The sequence below is a fragment of the Infirmifilum sp. NZ genome (genome assembly GCF_022693705.1).
Classification (GTDB): domain Archaea; phylum Thermoproteota; class Thermoprotei; order Thermofilales; family Thermofilaceae; genus Thermofilum.
Genome location: NZ_CP094288.1, coordinates 505136 through 520333 on the forward strand (window position 1 = coordinate 505136; position 15198 = coordinate 520333).

Sequence of the window (15198 nt, forward strand, 5' to 3'; positions counted from 1 at the left end):
AGAAACCATGAAACCATACGTCTCCTGCTACGGAGCTTGAAAAGGAGCCTGAAGGATTACACGGTTAACGTCTACGTGTGGTGGTTTGCGTACGTGCCCACGGAACTCCTCAACATCGGACTCACGCTCGCTTCGTGGTTCTACTACACGCGCTTCGTTGCAGGGACGACAGGCCAGGCTGAGTGGTTTCTCTCGTACATACTAATTGCCTTGATGATCGTTCCTTTGCTTAACATAGGAGTTGAACAACCCGAAGTTACGCTGAGGAGCCTCTACCGGGGGCACGTGAGCACTGGAGGCTTCAGGGTTCCAGTGTGGGCATACTACTACCTGGCTGGAATACCCAAAGCGGTGGCTGCTGTGGCTGGCTTCACGTTTGAATTACTGCGATTTTTAATAGAGGCTTCCATATACTTGATCCTCGGGCTTATCGTGTTCAGGGTAAGCTTTAGCCCCAGCGCCAATTACATAGCGGCCTTGCTGGTGATCATTCTCGGTTTCTTAGCTAGCCTTACTCTCGGTCTGCTCTTGGCTAACACATTCTGGCTGTTCCTATACCGAGAAGATGTGCACATTAACCCCTTTACATGGCTTGTGACAACTGCAGCAAATGTTGTAGGAGGTGCGTATTTCCCAATTGAGGTGCTACCAAGCTGGCTCCGACCGCTGAGCTACCTATTACCTCATACGTATGTTTTCAGCGGAGTAAGGAAAGCTCTCCTCTTAGGAGTTCCGCTAGAGGGTGTTTCAGAGGAACTAGCGATCCTCTCCCTTTATGCCCTCCTTTTACCCGTAGCCATCCTGCTTTACAGAGGTACCGAGAACTTTATCACGTACAAAGCGCGCAAGCTGTAAAAGACAGCTCACGAATACCCGTTCACCTGTGCGTCCGCTACTTCTTTTCCCCTCACCCATCCACTTAATATTCACCATCCTTCCTCGACCCCAAGGTTGCCCACCGCAACCATCCTGGCTCGCCTTGCGGAGAGCAACAGCTCGAGCGTGAGCGCGGCGCCTAGTGCCCCAAAAGCTAACGCGCTGGTAACAAGCTCGGGTAACTTGAGACCCTCAGTGACTTCAGATGACCCGTAAGCTTGAGCTACCTCTTCGTGTCGCTTTCTACTCTTAAGCGCTTACCTGATCATCGCTCACGTACGTGAAGAATAGACTCCTTCTCCACTCTGCGAGGTAGGAAAACGTGGAGCAAACGTAACCGGAAAAGGGGAAAACTAAAATAGAGTATTACTTACTCCGTTGTCATGTGTTTTTAATCTCTTCTACCTCCTTTTCGCTCAGGGGTCTCCACTTAGACCCCTCCAGCTTCACGTAACCTCTCGCGTACTTTTCGTAGATCTCCAGGATCCTCCGGCGGAGCTCCCTGTAGGGTATGAAGTCGGGCCTGGCGTTGACGTTGTCGAAGTGTATCATCTCGACGTGCCACACCGGCTCGGCTCCGGGTAGCGTCCAGAGCCCGCGCTGGCTGATGAGGTAGAGGGAATGCTTGACGAGGGACTCTTCGAGGCGTACGAGGCCTCTCTGTATTCGCTCGGGCAGCGTCTCCACGTGCCTCCTGTCGTACCTTATCAGCGTCGGGTCGATGCCCTCGGCGAGCATCATGAGGAGTACGCCGTTGCACTTGAAGCATGTCCCACAGGGCTTCACGACGCCGTTCTCGATGTGCGTGGAGTGGCAGCTTGTCTGGAGCACGGAGAGCTCCGGGTACCTGTTGAACAGTATCCTCAGGACGATTATGGGGCTTATGGGCCTCAGGGGGGACCACTGCTTCACCCTGATCCCCCGCCGTTGCATCCAGTCCGTCATGTAGAGGTCGAAGTCCAGAGACTGGTCGTAGGTGGCGTAGTAGTGCCTGATCCCCTTGTACTCGAACGTGAGGCCTGAGGGGTCGTCGAACTCGTTTCCCATCACGACGTTCCCGACATTGTTCTTGGCGGCGAGAGGCAGGACTGAGAAGATGTAGTGCGCGTACCAGAAGAGCCTAACGGGGTAGATCTCCCGGTTCTTCCTCCAGTAGTTAGGGACGACGATCTTCATGTTCTTCTCGATGAACGCGAAGAGCCTGTCTACGTTGGTCCACACTTTCCTTGTCTTCGGGTCCGTCTCTCTCAGCGCCCTGAAGGCGGTAAGAGCGGTGTACCAGTGCCTCCCCGCCTCGTTGACGAAGTACGGGTAGGTCTCGCAGCCGGCTTCCCTGAGTAACCCGTAGGTTAGCAGGCTCTCCTTCCCCCCGGAGGACATCACCACGCACTTGGAGTAGTCCGGCTCGAAGTCTACGTCGCTGCCCTGGAAGGTTTCGGCGACCTGCACCTCCGCGCGCGGCTTCGCGGTTTCCGGAGTGACCTCCTCCTCGCTCGGTATAAACTCCTCCTTGATGAGGTCTGTCCTGCTCAGAATCCTGTTCACGAATATGTCGCGGGCTGTGACGTCCATCATGTCCAGGATAAACTTGTAGTCGAGCTCGTGGATAGGGGCCTTAAACTGGATCGTGTCCGCGAAGAGGCCGTAGTTTATGGCGGGCACAACGCCCGCTAGGGTAGAGATCTCGGCGAACCCTCTGATGTCCACGCTCTCGGGGTACGACTGGATGAGCGTGTACTCCTTTCTGACGCCGTCGAAGTGTAGCTCGTACTTAACCCTGGCAGAGCGGGGCTTGACGGCGACTGGACCTACAACGATCTTGTCGAAGCACTTTAGCCTTTCCGACACTAGCCTTTCACCTCGGGGAAGCGCTCGAGAATCAGGTCTACCAGGCGCCCCACGCCCTCTAGTAGCGGGATGACGGTGGGGATTCCGTGCTTCGCCTCGAGCTCTGCGGCAACCCTTTTTGCCTCGTCGTGCGTCAAGTTCTCCGTGTTGATGGTTATCGCAAAGACGGGCCTGTCTGTGATCAGCTCTATCAGCTTAAGGTACTTCTCTAGAGGGGGCATCGGGTACTCTGGGAAGCCATCCAGTGTCTTCCGACCCGGAGCGTGCTGCAGGATGACCACTTCTGGCTTGAGGAGGTTCAGGATCTCGTAGCTCCCGGGGAATACAGGGTGGAGTAGTGAGCCCTGCCCGGGGACGACAAGGACCCTAGGCTTCTCCTCCGTGTACGCCCTCCAGACGACGTCCTCCAGCACGCCGGGTATGAAGTCGTTCACAACGGAGTCGAGGACGAACACGTACTTCGCGCCCTGCATCCACGCTGTCTGACCCGTGCCTATGAATACGGTCTTCACCCCTCTAGCGTTTAGCTCGTCGGCCACCATATGGGCCACCGTGCGTTTGCCGATGGCGGAGTCCGTGCCTACGACGACCACCTTGAGCGCCTTCACGTCCTTAATCTTCCCCGTGTAGAAGATTCTCGTGTTGTAGAAGATCTTCCTGACGTCAATCACCTCAACCCCCATCTGCCTGGCCAGGGGGCCGAGCTCAGGGTCGTCGCTTATGAACTCATGGAGGCCGTTTACGATGCCTATACCTCTCAGTATGGCGCTCCTGACGATCTCCCTGTAGAGGTCCGGGAGCCTGCCTCCAGGGGTGGCCACCCCGATGATGAGGTACTTTGTGTCAGGGTGCTCTGCCAGGGCCTCGTCCAGGTTCCTGTAGATCCTGATCCCGCGGGGCCTCCCGTCTAAAACCTCACCGGCGTCGCGGCCCGCTAGGGTGCTGTCGATCACGCCGACTATCCTGTACCGCAGGCTTTTCCTGACGAGCCCGTGCGCGGTTTTCCCGTCGGTTGACCTGAAGAGGCCCTCGGCAAGGATCAGTGCTTTAGGCGCCTCCATCTCCCTGTTACCACCGCGACAAGCGGGCCCTCAACCTCCCCCTCAGCCAGAAGCCTCTTTAGAGCTAGGATAGATGAGGCAGAGGCTGGGAGTGAGCTGATTCTCTCCGTCACCCTCAGGAGCATGGCCATCTCCAGCATATCCTCGTCGCTGAACTCGTAAACCCTGCCTCCTGTCACTCTTATGGCTTCAAGGGCTTCGAGGGCGTTGAAGGACTTGTAGGCTACCAGTGGCTCGTTTACCGGGGTTTCCCTGACCTCGGACCTCGACAGGGCGATGGGCTCCGCGGACCCCCTCCTCCAGCTCGCCGCGATCTGGTTGCCTAGGCTCGTTGTTCCGCCTATGAGCCTGGGTATTCTCGTCGCCTCGCCTTCGCGGTAGGCGCGGAGGAAGCCGAGGTAGATGCCGACGAGCGTTGTGCCGTTGCCCACGGGGACGGAGACAGCGTATGGCGCGTCGCCAAGGACGCTGATTATCTCGCGGGCTATAGAGCTGTAAGCCTCCGTGCTCACCTCATCGGACTCTGTTCCAGGGTTAGCGTCGTACCACTCGTTGGCTCTAGCTGCGCGAGAGCTGATTTCGACGGCTTCCTCGTAGGTGCCCTCCACGAATACCACGTGCGCGCCGTACCTCTTCATCTCCTCGACCCTGCTGTTCTCGTAGGATTTAGGGACGAAGATCACGGCGCGTAGACCGGCTTGCCTCGCGAAGTAGGATATTGCTACGCCGTAGTTACCGCAGGTGCCGACAGTAATGGTGTCCATACCGAGGTCGACTGCACGGGCGATATGAGCCCTCGCCGCCCGGTCCTTGTGGGTGCCGGTTGGGTTTGTACCCTCGTACTTCACGTACACGGGAGCGCCGTCGAAGCCGAGAAGCCTGTTGAGGGAGCGGAGCCTGAGAAGGGGGGTTTGGAGCCCCAGCAACCTGGCTAAGAGCTGTTTACTAGATGAGTCATCATCCACCTCCACTTTTCACCCTCATACACGCGCTTTCATCCCAGAGGTTTTAATGTGACTCTACTCGGATGAGTATAGAGAAAAGGTGGTCTCTCTGTGTGGAAGTGGGAAATAAACGCTGGAGAGTTTAAGCATCGCACCGTCGCCTGTGGTGAGGTAACTTTCACAGGCACAACTTCGTCTGAAAGGTTTACCTCCACGGGGGAGTGAAAGATTTTAATGCGCCTGCGTAGAGGCTCCGATGCTCGGAACGGTCGTAAACACACTTGCCGTCCTGGCGGGCTCCTCCATCGGGCTCTTCGCTGGTAAAAGAATCCCCGGTAGAGTTGTAAGATTTCTCCCAGAGGTTGTAGGGCTTTTTACGATTTCTCTGGGGCTCTCAATGGCCTTGAAGAGCGAGAGAGTGGTCTCGTTGCTCTTCTCGCTGATACTCGGCGCCGCCACGGGGGGCGCGCTCGGAATACATGATGGCATTGAGAGGGTGGCGAGCAGGTACAGCCGGGGCAACGGCAGGTTCGTTGAGGGGTTCATGGCGGCTTTCCTCACCTTCTGCGTTGGACCAATGACTATCGTCGGCTCGCTACGGGACGGAATGGGTGATCCCTCGATAATCCTCGCGAAGTCGGTTATGGACGGCGTGGTGAGCGTAGCTTTGGCATCGTCGCTGGGCGTCGGTGTTCTTTTCAGTGCTCCCGCGCTTTTCCTCTTTCAGGGCTCTCTCGCGCTTGTCGGCTGGCTAGCGGGTCAGGTTCTCCCGGAGTTTGCTGTTAGAGAGGTGACAGCCGCGGGTGGTGTTCTGCTCGTTGGCGTGGGCTTAAACCTCCTAGAGTTGAAGAAGATCAAGGTAGCCGACGGCCTACCCGCCTTACTCTACGCCGCCGTCCTTCCGCTCCTCCTGACGTTCTAGTAGACTTTCACGTAGTCCACTTCGACGCAGGACCTGGACCTGTTCTCCTGCGTCAGGTGCCTGTAGACCTGCCCAGCGTCGCGCCGGTTGTACCCGAAAACCGCGTTGTCGATCCACACGTCAGCTCTAGCCTTCGAGGTTGCTCTCTTGCTGAGGGGGATTACCGCGATGAGCGCGTCGTCTATGTAGAAGCTAGCCTTCTCGCTCCGCCACTCCACCCTGTACACGTGCCACTCCCTGAGATCCAAGTCGGGGAAAACCGGCTTGCTCCTGTATATGGTGACGCCTATGGCGCCGCCCGTAGCCCTAGAGAGCAGGCTAGGGATGAGTAGGGAGCCCCTGTACAGCTTTATTGGCACGAAGCCCGTGTCGGCTTGGGCGAAGAAGCCCTGGAAGAGGTACGGACCCCTGCTCTGAAGGTGTATGAACCATATAGGCATGCTCAGGTCGAAAACCATCGAGTGGTTCCAGAAGCCCCACCCTGCAGAGCCGTAGTGCAGGTCTGTCATCCTGATCTTGGCCTCGAACGTCTTCTCCTCCCAGGGGAGATCGTCGAACCTCCCGTCAGAGATCTCGGCGTTGGAGTAGTAGAGAGCTTCGGTTGGACCGCTACAGAGAATGGCCTTGCTGTCCCTGACGGTTATTGACGCGTAGTTGTCGACGCGGTAGTCCCAGTAGGGGGTCTTTTCCTCGAAGTCGTCGAAGAGCGACTTCTCGTCCTTCACGAAGCCCTTGGCCAGAGGCCCTCACCCCTCCGCGTCAACTCTTTTAAGGAACTCGATGTTCTCCCTTTCGGAGGGATCCGGCTCCCTCACGGAGAACCACTCCTCAAGGATCTCCTTGGCGACCTCCTCTGAGAGGAGCCTGGCGCTCAGGGCGAGGACGTTTGCGTCGTTCCAGAGCCTAGCCCCCCTGGCGTTTTTCGCGTCGAAGCAGAGGGCCGCCCTCACTCCCTTAACCTTGTTCGCTGCGATGCTGACCCCCGTGCCGGTGTAGCATATAACCACGCCTGTATCGGCTTTCCCCTCGGCGACCAGCCTGGCGACCTCCAAGCCCACTTGGGGCCATGGGTAGGGCTTCCCGGTTGCCAGTGAGCCAAGGCGGATGACCTCAAAACCTCTCCTCTCGAGCTCGTCTGCTACGAAGCGAGCGATATAGTACGTGTCATCTGAGCCAACAGCGACTCTCATACAGTTTAATACTTCCAAGAGGGGTTTATTTGCGTTAAATTTCCTCCATGCTACCGCTTACTCTTACCACGCGCTCTATCCTCCCGTCCTCTACGTGAACCACAGTTGAATTGGGGGGCTCGTCTACGTCAACGTGGGTTATGAGGAAGATCTGGTCGAAGTACCTGGTGAGCTCCTCGCTGAAGTACCTCATTATACGCTCCCTTCTCTCAACGTCGGAGGAGCCGAGGGGTTCGTCGAGAACCAGAAAACGGGGGTAGGAGCCCTTAGCCCCGGGGAGCAGGGTTAGCGTGAAAGCGATCCTCATGGCGAGGAGGAACTGGTCGTTCGTGCCGCCCGAGTACACGTCTCTCCTCAGCCACCTTCCAGCCTCGGTATCGTAGACTTCTATATCGTAGGTCTCCGGGTCGAGCCGAACAGCCCGGTACCTGCCGCCCGTGAAGTATGAGATAATATTGCTCATATGGTTTTCAACGCTCGGCGCGAAGGCCTCCCGCCTCTTCCTAGAGATCTCCCTCATGGCCTCAATAGCCTTCTGAGCGACTTTCACATCTTCCTCGATTTTCTGCAGCTCGGTACGCATGGTTTCAAGGTTCTTCTTTAGCTCGTCCAGATGGAGTATTTTCTCCTCGGCTTCACTAATTCTCTCGGTCAGGTTCTTGATGGTCTCTTCCTGTCTTGCCCGCCTCTGGCTGACGTCGCTTAGCTCCTCGTCGACGCGCCTCAGAGCATCATTGACGGATTCAAGGGTTGGGTTTCTAGAAGCACCGTCGATGTAGTTAGGCTGACCTAACAGCTCCTCAGGTGGCTCTGGAGGCGACATGCTTTTAAGCTCTGCCTCAACCTTACTCTTTTCCTCTGCGAGCTGGCTGAGCCTGAGCCTCAGCGAGTCGATCTCGCTTCGCGTCCTCTCAATGCTTCTTCTCAGCTCCTGCTCTCTCTTCTCCAGAGCCATTATCTCCGCTTCGAGCTTCGACTTGCTTTGCCTTAGCTCCTCAACCTGGGCCTTCAGGCGCTCAACCTCTCCCTCGACGACGTCAACTACGTCTGATGGTGATTTCAACTCCTCTAGGCCAGACTTCGAGGCAATTTCGGATATTGAAGCCTCCAGGTTTCTAACCTTGTCCTCGAGACTGCTCTTCTCCCTCGTGAGCTCTTCCAACCTGCTCTTCTCGCGATCTAGGCGGGATGTCAGAGCCTCCTTGGCTTTTATCTCTGAGTCAAGCTTCATCGCCTGAGACGCTATTGCGTGCTGTCTTCTCGCCTTCAGCTGAAAACCACTTAGAGCAAGCACAGCTCCGGTTAGAATGGAAACTACAGAGACCAGGGGGCTAAGCGCAAGGAAGAGCAGAGCGGATACTAGGGATACAGCTACCCCTACTTTGGACCAGACCGGAGTGCTGACCTTGGACAGCTCCTGCTCCAGCGCCGCTTTCTGCCTTTTAATATTCTCGACTTCTTCGCGGGCCAGCTCCAGTCGCTTGACCTCGAGCTCAGCCTCGGATATCTGCTCGGCGAGCTGCTTTATCCTCGCCAGTATCTCCTCCCGCGTATCGTAGTACCTCTTGATCTCAGCCAGTAGCTTCGAGTGCTGCTCCAGCGTGCTTTGAGCCTGATTGATCTCGTCATCCAGATCCTTGACCTTCCTTTGCAGATAGGGCTTCTGTTCGCCTATGGATTTGAGGTCGTTCTCCTGGTCCTTAAGGCTCTTCTCGGAGTTCGCCAGGTAGTCCTGAATGGTCTTCGCCTCTCTCTCGACTGCTTCAATTTTCCTCTCTAGCTCTTGCCTGCGCTCCATAAATTTGCGAAGATCCTCTAGGTAGCTCCTTGCGGTTTTAAGGATTTTCTCTTTTTCCAGCAGCTTCGAAGCTTCAGCCCTAGTCTTCTCCAATAGGTCCCTCCACTCAGCGACTTTTTTCCTCAGCTCCTCTAGCTCCCTTATTTTCCCTTCAAGCTCTGCGACGGTCCTCGCGAGGTCCTCCCTTTTCCTCTCCTTGTCGCGCCTCTCCTCGTCCAGCCGCTGCATGGCCTTGTTGTAGCTCTCAAGCCCCATCATCAGGTTGATTATCTTCTCTCGGTCACCCTTGTTCATCTCGATTATCCTCTCGAGGTCCTTCTGCGCCACGATGTTCGTCGACAGCATCTCACGCCACGAGACGCGGATAATGCGCTGGACCTCCTCGTTCACTGCCTTAACCCCCGTTGCGATCAGCCTCTCTCCGCCACCCGTGATCTCGATCAGCTTGGCGCTCACCTGCCTGATCGAGTCCCCATCCCTTTCGAGCTCGCGAGCCACCCTGAACCTCTTTCCCTCAACCTCGAACTCAACTTCGACCAGCGCTCTGCGAGACCTGTGGTTCACGACTTCCGCGTAACCTCTCTGAGGGTTGCCCCTGATAGCGCCTATTGCCTGGTGGTCGCCGTAGATCCCGAAGAGTACGGCTTCGATGAGCGTGGATTTCCCTGCCTCGTTGGGCCCCCTGATTATTATGAATCCCCTGTCTAGGGGTAAGGGGTCGGGTATGCTGAGCCTCCTGAAATTGACCGCCCTGATACTTTTGATGACTACCACGCTCCCACCTCCTGCAGGACCTCCAACCCCCTGCTGAGGGCCTTCTCCACGATCTCCGCCTCATAACCCGAGGACTGCTTTATGGCCTCCTCCATGTAGCGCCTGAAGGATTCTATTGGAGACGTTGCGTCGAGGGTCACGCGCACCTCTTTAAGGACGCACTTCAGGTCTGAGTCGTCGATCGTGACCAGGAAAAAGCGGTCTTCAAGCCTCCTCATTATCTCCGCCCTACTGTACCTCGAGAGTTTCTCAAGGGGGATTCTACCCGAAACCACGATCCGGATGATCATCTGCGGGTCGGGCGGAGGGGTCGAGCTGACCACACGCGCGACGGGGTTCTCCACGCTCTCTTCGAGCTCGACGTAGACTGTTTTCATTCTGCGCGTGGGGACCTCTTCGAAGCTCAGAGACGCCCCCGACCTCGGGTTGAGCCCCACGTAGACGAAGCCCTTCTTCTCGTCGGTCTCCTCGTTGAAGCTCCTCCTTTCGGTGCTCCCGGGGTAGACAACGAGGGCGTTTCTAACTGTTGTGTAGGAGTGGGCGTGTATGTGGCCGAGGGCCAGGTAGTGGAGCCCCTCGGGTACATCCTCGGGTGCTATCGTTGGGGCAGACCAGCTTTTCGGTATCTTAAAGCCCGCGAAGTTGTAGTGCAGCATAGCTATGTTGACATCGCCCTCGACAGGAATCCTGAGGTTGCGGTAGCGAAGGGGGTTCTCCGTTGCTTCGATCGTGTGATCGTATGATATGCCCGCCACGGCGACGTCGAAGCCCTCGACGCTGAGGTGCTCCACTCCGAACTCGACGGTATCCGAGAAGAACGTCACGTAGCCTGCGGCTTCGAGCTCGCTGAGGGGGGACATGCCTTCCTCCTGCGAGCGCGGCATGTCGTGGTTCCCCCCTACCGCGAAAATCCTGACGCCCTCGCCGCTAAGCCTCCTCAAGGCCTGCAGAACCCGCGTGCGTATAGGGTTTCTAGGGTTAACCGAGTCGAAAAGGTCGCCTGTGATCAGGAGAACGTGAGGCTTCACGCTCAGGGCGAAGTCGATGACCCGCAAGAAGGACTTGTAGAAGTCGAGCCTCCTCTCCTGCGCCTTTGGACCCATGAGGCCGAGCTTAGGATCAAGGTGGTTGTCGGCCGTATGCACGATCCTTATCATGCTCACACCTCCGCAAATCCCCCTCGGACAGGTGGAGGAAGCCTCGGCGCCGTCAGGTTCAGGTCCTCGCGGGTCTTACGTAGCTCCTCGACTAGGTCTATGTCTGCTCCACCCTCCCTAGTCATCCTCTCGCGCACTTTGACGATCACAGGTATACGGGTGAGCTCACCCACGATCACGGCCTCGCCGACGTTGAGCCCCGGCAGGTCCCGCATGAGCTCCTCCCCCAGCCTCTCGCTCGACTCCGCTACAGCTCTCTGGTCCAGCGGGTTCGTTATCCTCAGGATTATCTGGCTGTTGCACTGGCTGAGTGTGTCGGCGTCTATCTTGCTGGGCCTCTGCGTCACGAGTATTAGGAAGACGCCGAACTTCCTCCCCTCGGCGGCGATCGTGTTAATGATCTCCGCGGACATCGTCCTCCTCTTCGCTGCCTTGCTGGGGACAAACCTGTGCGCCTCCTCAACCACCACGAATACCGGGTACGGGAATTGGCCGGTAGCCCTCAGGTTAAACAGCCCCTCCAGAACCCTGCTTACGATGTAGTCCTGGCTCGCGTCGTTCAAGCCTGAAAGGTCGAGGATAGAGACGTGGCCGGGTCTCAGAATCTCGTCCTTCAGCGGCGTCGTTCTGTCCCCGAACACGCGGAGTTTGACGAGGCTATGCAGGTGGTTGTACGCTCTGCTTGCTGCCTCCCTCTTCTTCTTCTCCGAGGACCTCGCCATCTCGTCGAGCTTTGCGAGGAGGTCGTTAACCCCGTACGCGGTTCTCTTCTCCTCCCTGAGGGCCCTCACCGCCTCTCTTACAGCGCTCCTCACGTTCGCCCAGCTCTCAGGTATGCCCGCTATGGCCGCCACCTCGTCGCCGTCCAGTTCCGAGAGCTTGAAGATAAGCTCGTGAACGTTGTCCAGCTGATCCGGGGAGTACCTCCCCGTGCTGTTGGGGTTCCTGAAGATCTGGATCCTGCTTGAAAACTCGTGCCTCCTCATGTCCCTCGTGCGACTTAGGAAAACGTAGTCCGCGTGCGGGTCGATCACCACCGCTGTGCCCCCAAGCCTCAGGAGTTCTTCGAGGATGACGCCGACCGTGTACGACTTTCCTGCGCCGGTCTGAGCTATGACCGCTACGTGCCGCCTGAAGCCGTTGACGCTCAGGTAAACGGGCACGGACGGCCTTGAGACGAGACTCCCGATGTGCAACCCTTCGTCTGGGTCATACGAGAAGAAGTCCCTCACGAGCTCGTCCGGCGCCAGGTAAACCGGGTTGCCCGGGAATAGAGCGCGCCTCGGCATCAGCACAACTTTCCTGCCGTTCTCCTCGGCTAGAAAGCCCAGCGTTCTAGCCATGCACAGTATGTTCGAGTCATCCACTCCTGCGCTGTACACTCGCTCGAGCGTCGCTAGGTCCAGCTTCGACGTGAAGGCATTGCTCCTCGACACTACTCCGACTACTTGAGCCAGAACGCTGACCTCCTGCAGCCGGCCTCCGAACCTCTCCTTAGACTTCACTACGACGTACTCGAACTTCTGCGGGTGCCCCTCCTTGGTCGTGACGAACACGAAGCTCTCCGGTGTAGCCTCCTCGACGATCCTCCCGATCGGTTCAAGGGTAGTGTACACGCCTCTCACCCCTCGACAAGAGGAAGAACAAGCCGAGCTCCCGCATCAGAACCCCACGGTAAGTGTCAAGTGTGGAGTCTGAGATTTTAACCCTCCGGTCAGCTTCAAGCAGAAGAACGTTGTAGCCCCTGATCCCCGCGTACATCCCCCTCAGCAGGGCGATAACTCTCAGCAGGCTCTCAGGCTTATCATCCATGAAGCGACCCGCATCCCCCTGAAGCCCGTTAGCCCCGCTCAGCGCGCTAATGTCTCTCGCCACGACATCCACTCGCACAGGGTCCTCCCCGCTCTCGAAGACTACGTAAAACATGGCAACAGGGGGGTAGCTCCGAAGCCTCGAGATGAGGTCCCTAGCCCTACCCTCAAACCTAGAGCCAATCCTGTCACGCGTCTTCTGAAAGACCCTCGACAGCCTCTCCACATGGTCAACCGAGCCGTCGTCGAGCACGAGGTCAAGCTGGCCTGCCAGGACCCTCGACAGCTTGAGGAGGAGGGGCGTCGTGTACCCACTCCCCAGGTTCAGGTGGTACAGGATCTTCGAGTCGGGGACAGGAGACCTGGCCTCCTCGAAAAACTTGTAGAGCTCTGCGGGATACGCTCCGGAGCTGGTCTTCCTTCTCACCTCCTCTACTACCTCGCGGGGCCTCCGCCTAAGCCCAGACCACAGTTTGAGGATCTCTTGAGTGTCAAGACCGTGCTCACGGGCAATGCGCAAAACCTGCTCCTTGAGAACCTCTTCCTTGAAAAGAGTCGACCTCGAATCCTTGCTGACGCCCACGACAACCGCCCCCTTCCTGAGAGCAGCGCTGAGGAAATCGCTGTAGGCTTCAACGTAGTCGAACATGAAATCCTCCCTATCCTGTATTTCAACCTCCTTCAGCACGTGTATCATCCTGCCGTACAGCGAGCCGTCCACGAGTATGAACTCAGGATCCATCTCGAGGGCGTCAAGCGCCACCTCGTGCTCAAGGTGCTCGCGCAGGAGCCGCAAGTAGTCCTCGTAGTCTCTCAGATCCTTAGGGTAGAAAGCCTCCAGGCGCAAGCGCCTCTTCTGCAACCCTCCTATTCCGAGAGCTATCGAGCGCGCTACGACAAGAACCCCTCCACCAGCCAACTCCACCGTGCCGCTACTGCTATCGACGGCGTAAACACCCCGGCTCTCCAGGTCTCGCTCGGGGAAGCGATTCCACTTCCTCTGGACAAGCTCCCTGTACCACTCCGCTGTGGTGCTGGAGCCTCCCGCAACCTTTGCCAGCTCTTCTCGGTTGCGCTTAACCTCATCAAGCAACAGGTCTAGAAACTCAGGCACAGTAAGAGCTAGCTTTACAAGTATATAACCCTCCTGCAGATAATTATGAAAGCGAAAACGTTACGTAGAAATAAAAAATTCAGGATTTAATTTTTAAATCTTTTTGTGACAGAACCACCAGTCGAAGCACTCGATCTCCTTTTTAGCAGCCTTCTCGAGCCTCTCCTTCGCTGTCTTCTCGTCCGCCGCAGGCGGTATGATAACGTGGTCACCTACTAGCTCGTTGTTGGGCCAGTTAGCGGGTATAGCGACTCCGTACTTGTCAGCCGTCTGGAGGCCCTTGATCATCCTCAGGATCTCGTCCATGTTCCTTCCGAGCTCCTGCGGGTAGTAGAGCATTGCCCTGAGGACGCCGTTAGGGTCGATGATGAAGACCGCGCGCACCGTGTTCGTGCCCTTGCCTGGGTGGATCATCCCGAGCTTCTTCGCTATCTCACCCGTGTCGTCCGCAATTATGGGGAACTTGATCTCGACGCCAAGCTTCTCCCTGATCCACTCCACCCACTTGATGTGGCTGAACACCTGGTCGATGCTCAGCCCGATGAGCTGGACGTTCAGCTTCTGGAACTCATCCCACCTCTTCTGGAAAGCCACGAACTCTGTCGTACAGACAGGTGTGAAGTCGGCGGGGTGCGAGAATAGGACAACCCACTTTCCTTTGAAGTCGTCCGGGAATTTAAAGACGCCGTGTGTGGTCTTCACCTCCATCGTTGGGATTTTTTCTCCTAGGAGCGGTATCCTCCCTTCAGCCATACTTTTCACCTTAGCGCTTCTAAATTGTAATAGGAGCTAATAAACCTTTTGGTTTACTTTTCGAACTTTTCATTCAGAATGACTTAAGGTATGAGTTCGCTAGCACTTGAATACGAGAAAAAGTGTAAAGAACACATATTCTACGGGCAGGAGCGTTAGAAAATTCCCATTAACTGTAGCACGTAGAGTGTCGCGAACGAGGCAATCGGGACCGTAATGTTATCATCCAGCCTTAAGCCACCCAGGTACTCGACTCGCTCCACCAAGCTGGCGGCGAGCGCAGATAAAACACCTGAGAGGCCGAAGTTTAGGGCTAGCGCCATCGCCGCGCTTACTATGAACATCGCCAGGTTACCGCTCCAGTGCTTGACCCTCCTTTTGAAGAGCGCGTTCCTCACGATGCCCGTCACCCCGTCGCCTACAGCCATGAAGAGGAGCGGTAAAGCGCCGAAGAGGAAGGGGCTGTTGTAGCCGAGCTGCTTCCCCGCAAACCACCCGAGCGTTATAAATATGGCCCACATTATGCAGAAGTCGACCTCGTAGATGTTGTCGGGGTCCTGGAACCAGTACATCAGTTTACCTGTTTTGTGGGGAATGTACGTGAAAACGGCTAGGAGTAGCCCCATTACGAAAGGCACCAGTGGGGTCTCGAAGAGGGGGTATAAGGCGATAAGGAGGGCCACAAGGCCGCCGGCCAATATGTGTATGACCTTCCTGGCATAGTATATCGCGACCTTGTGGGTTTCGCGCTTGGCGAAGTAGTTGTAGGTTACACGCGCTATGACGATGACCACGAATAGAACCCACGCTAGTAGTAGTACCGCGTTCAATATTTCACTTAATATGGGATGCATCGGGGCATCTCCGCTTTTCTAGTATATAACAATTGCTTTTTTAAAATACGTTAATTGACGAAATCTTCCCACGAGGTTCAAAGAACTACAGACTGC

General features: G+C 56.6%; 13 protein-coding genes. 2 read left to right on the forward strand and 11 right to left on the reverse strand.

The annotated features are described in order from the left end of the window. The first annotated feature begins 36 nt into the window (after positions 1–36). Positions 37–855: an ABC transporter permease gene (locus tag MOV14_RS02640; RefSeq protein ID WP_318537685.1), complete on the forward strand. Its 819-nt coding sequence runs from the start codon at positions 37–39 to the stop codon at positions 853–855. 402 nt (positions 856–1257) lie between these two features. On the opposite strand, the gene MOV14_RS02645 is transcribed toward MOV14_RS02640, so the two are convergent. From MOV14_RS02645 to MOV14_RS02655, 3 genes are read right to left on the reverse strand one after another with little or no spacing between them, the layout of a single operon-like run. Continuing rightward, positions 1258–2724: a hypothetical protein gene (locus MOV14_RS02645; RefSeq protein WP_318537686.1), complete on the reverse strand. Its 1467-nt coding sequence runs from the start codon at positions 2722–2724 to the stop codon at positions 1258–1260. Continuing rightward, positions 2724–3785 carry a DUF1611 domain-containing protein gene (locus tag MOV14_RS02650; protein WP_318537687.1) on the reverse strand — a complete coding sequence of 354 codons (1062 nt, stop codon included), beginning with the start codon at positions 3783–3785 and terminating at the stop codon, positions 2724–2726. The genes MOV14_RS02645 and MOV14_RS02650 overlap by 1 nt, the downstream gene beginning before the upstream one ends. After that, positions 3764–4756, reverse strand: coding sequence for a pyridoxal-phosphate dependent enzyme (locus MOV14_RS02655; RefSeq protein ID WP_318537688.1), 993 nt, complete (start codon positions 4754–4756; stop codon positions 3764–3766). The genes MOV14_RS02650 and MOV14_RS02655 overlap by 22 nt, the downstream gene beginning before the upstream one ends. 229 nt (positions 4757–4985) lie before the next feature. Here MOV14_RS02655 and MOV14_RS02660 point away from each other — a divergent pair, with 229 nt between their 5' ends. Further along, entirely contained in the window at positions 4986–5651 is a 666-nt protein-coding gene (locus tag MOV14_RS02660) for a DUF554 domain-containing protein (protein ID WP_318537689.1), read from the forward strand. Here the strand turns inward: MOV14_RS02660 and MOV14_RS02665 are convergent. The 8 genes from MOV14_RS02665 to MOV14_RS02700 form a co-directional block, all read right to left on the reverse strand. Further along, positions 5648–6376 carry a family 16 glycosylhydrolase gene (locus MOV14_RS02665; protein ID WP_318537690.1) on the reverse strand — a complete coding sequence of 243 codons (729 nt, stop codon included), beginning with the start codon at positions 6374–6376 and terminating at the stop codon, positions 5648–5650. The two genes, MOV14_RS02660 and MOV14_RS02665, sit on opposite strands and share 4 nt — an antisense overlap. 21 nt (positions 6377–6397) lie before the next feature. Beyond that, complete coding sequence (locus tag MOV14_RS02670) at positions 6398–6841, reverse strand: RpiB/LacA/LacB family sugar-phosphate isomerase (RefSeq protein ID WP_318537691.1); 444 nt, start codon at positions 6839–6841, stop codon at positions 6398–6400. A 34-nt stretch (positions 6842–6875) separates the two neighbouring features. After that, a complete protein-coding gene (locus tag MOV14_RS02675) occupies positions 6876–9413 on the reverse strand; it encodes an AAA family ATPase (RefSeq protein ID WP_318537692.1) in 2538 nt (845 codons plus the stop codon). Next, positions 9407–10570 (reverse strand): metallophosphoesterase family protein, encoded by a 1164-nt coding sequence (locus tag MOV14_RS02680; protein ID WP_318537693.1) that lies wholly within the window; start codon positions 10568–10570, stop codon positions 9407–9409. Before MOV14_RS02680 ends, MOV14_RS02675 begins: the two co-directional genes overlap by 7 nt. A 2-nt stretch (positions 10571–10572) precedes the next feature. Then, positions 10573–12186: an ATP-binding protein gene (locus MOV14_RS02685; RefSeq protein ID WP_318537694.1), complete on the reverse strand. Its 1614-nt coding sequence runs from the start codon at positions 12184–12186 to the stop codon at positions 10573–10575. Next, on the reverse strand, positions 12170–13495 hold the full coding sequence (locus MOV14_RS02690; RefSeq protein WP_318537695.1) for a DNA double-strand break repair nuclease NurA: 1326 nt from the start codon (positions 13493–13495) through the stop codon (positions 12170–12172). Before MOV14_RS02690 ends, MOV14_RS02685 begins: the two co-directional genes overlap by 17 nt. 93 nt (positions 13496–13588) lie before the next feature. After that, positions 13589–14248, reverse strand: coding sequence for a peroxiredoxin (locus tag MOV14_RS02695; RefSeq protein ID WP_318537696.1), 660 nt, complete (start codon positions 14246–14248; stop codon positions 13589–13591). Positions 14249–14403: 155 nt separating this feature from the next. Continuing rightward, the gene (locus MOV14_RS02700; RefSeq protein WP_318537697.1) at positions 14404–15102 is read right to left on the reverse strand and encodes a dolichol kinase; all 699 of its coding nucleotides are present in this window, start codon (positions 15100–15102) and stop codon (positions 14404–14406) included. Between the last annotated feature and the right edge of the window lie 96 nt (positions 15103–15198).